Source organism: Roseomonas acroporae (assembly GCF_023223525.1).
GTDB lineage: Bacteria > Pseudomonadota > Alphaproteobacteria > Acetobacterales > Acetobacteraceae > Roseomonas_E > Roseomonas_E acroporae.
In genome coordinates, this window is sequence record NZ_JALPRX010000117.1 from 1 (window position 1) to 1903 (window position 1903).

Below are 1903 nucleotides of genomic sequence, written 5' to 3' on the forward strand. Positions count from 1 at the left end.
CGCGGGCTGCCGTCAGGCCATCGCCACCGGCGGCTGGCCCTCGGGGCTGCGGCGGCTCTGCCAGAGCGCCACGAAGTCGATCGGCGAGAGCAGCACCGGCGGGAAGCCGCCGTCGCGCGTCACGTCGGCCAGGATGTTGCGCGCGAAGGGGAAGAGCAGGCGCGGGCATTCCACCAGCAGCACCGGCTCCAGCATCTGCTGCTCCACGTTCACGGTGAAGACGCCGCAATAGACCAGCTCGGCGATGAAGGCGGTGCCGTTGGGCTGGCCCTGCTCCATCACCTGCGCGTCGGCGCGAATCTGCAGCGCCACCTCGAACACGTTGCCGCCTTCCTGCAGCGCACGGGCCTGCACGTCGAGGGCGAGGTCGATGCGCGGCGGCTCGCGCAGCGTGGTGTAGATCTCGGGCGCGCCCGGCACCTCGAAGGAGAGGTCCTTGATGAACTGGATGTTCATCACGAGCGGCCCCGGGGGGGCCAGCGGCGCGGTGTCGGCACCGTTCTGGTGCGGGGGCTGGTCGGACATGCGGTGTCTCCCTGGCGGGATGCGGGTGGGGCGAGGCCGGGCCGGCCCGGCTCGGCGGGCCCGCCCGGTCACGGAGGCGGAGTCACGCCCGTCGCCGTTCCATGCCGGGGCAGGGGGCGGCCGGGCAAGGGGGCGTCGGGCGGGACGGCAGCGGCGAGCGGCGGCTCAGTGGTGCTGCCAGCGGACCGCCGCCGGCGGTGGCTCGTCGAGGTCGCAGCGCAGCCATTGCCCGTTGCCGACGCTCTGGCCGGTCATGGCCAGGATGAAGCCCCAGTGCGAGACCACCAGCGTGTGCCGCCAGTCCGGCAGGGAGGCCATCTCGGCGCGGAACGCGGTGGCGCGGGCGATCACCGAATCGGTCGGCTCGCCGAGCGACGGCCACCAGACCTCCTCCAGGTGCGAGAAGTCGTGCTCCGGCCAGTCGGCGACGAGGGCGCTGACCGGGCTGCCGATGTCGCAGGCGAAGGCGCAGCGCTCGCGAACCACGGGGTGGATGCGCACCGGCAGGCCGAGGCGCCGCGCGAAGGGCGCCGCCGTCTGCAGGGCACGGGTGTAGGGGGAGGCCAGGATCTGCCGCACCGCCCCGCCCGCGGCCAGGCCCGTGGCCAGCAACGTCTCGGCGGCGGCCTCCGCCTGCTCGTGGCCGAGCGGCGTCAGCCTCGGATCGACGATGCCGGGGTCCTGCCGGGTCGCCGCGAAGTGCAGGTTGAACTCGCTCTGGCCGTGGCGCAGCAGGATCATCGCAGCGAGGGGATACAAGCCGCCCCGCCGGGCGGCAAGCCCGCCGTAGCCGCGTCCACCCATCACGTCCCGCCCACCATGTCCTGCCGGCCCGCCCTCTCCTGGGCCCGCCCCGCCGCCGGATCGGGGCGGCGGCGCGCCGATCCCCTCGCCCGGGCCGCACAGCCCCGACCACTCGGCCGCGGCCCGCCGCGGCACCCTGTCGCGCACCGGGCCGCCGCCCGCGGTCCGCCGGGCGAAGTGCAGGCCCGCCATGACCGCCGCGGCGCCGCGCAGCGGCGGCAGCCGCACCTCGGCGGAGCCGAGAGGGCGCGCCGCCTGCGGCACCGGCGCCAGGCCCGGCGCCCACCAGGGCCGGCATGGAATGGGTCTGGCTGATTTGCCGCACGCGCGACGGCACGATTTGCCGCACGCGCGACGGCACGATGCCCGCCCGGCCTGCGCGGACCCCGCTCCCGTCGCGGCGCCGATGGAGCATCGTCAAGCCGGGCATACTCGCCCGGCGCCTCGGAGAATGCGCCGGATCAAGGGCCGGAGCGGATCGCCGGCGGGCGGACACGCCCGGCGGCGTGAAGGGCTTCAGCGCCGGGGAGCGGGCCGCGCTGTAACCCCTCCCCACCGGGCGCATCCCGCGCCC

Annotated in this window: 2 protein-coding genes; both read right to left on the reverse strand. The window is 75.9% G+C overall.

Annotated features, from left to right (window positions below; all coding sequences use genetic code 11):
• Positions 1-12: 12 nt before the first annotated feature.
• A complete protein-coding gene (secB, locus tag M0638_RS23370; RefSeq protein WP_248669370.1) occupies positions 13-525 on the reverse strand; it encodes a protein-export chaperone SecB in 513 nt (170 codons plus the stop codon).
• Between the two features lie 165 nt (positions 526-690).
• A complete protein-coding gene (locus tag M0638_RS23375) occupies positions 691-1266 on the reverse strand; it encodes a histidine phosphatase family protein (protein ID WP_248669371.1) in 576 nt (191 codons plus the stop codon).
• Between the last annotated feature and the right edge of the window lie 637 nt (positions 1267-1903).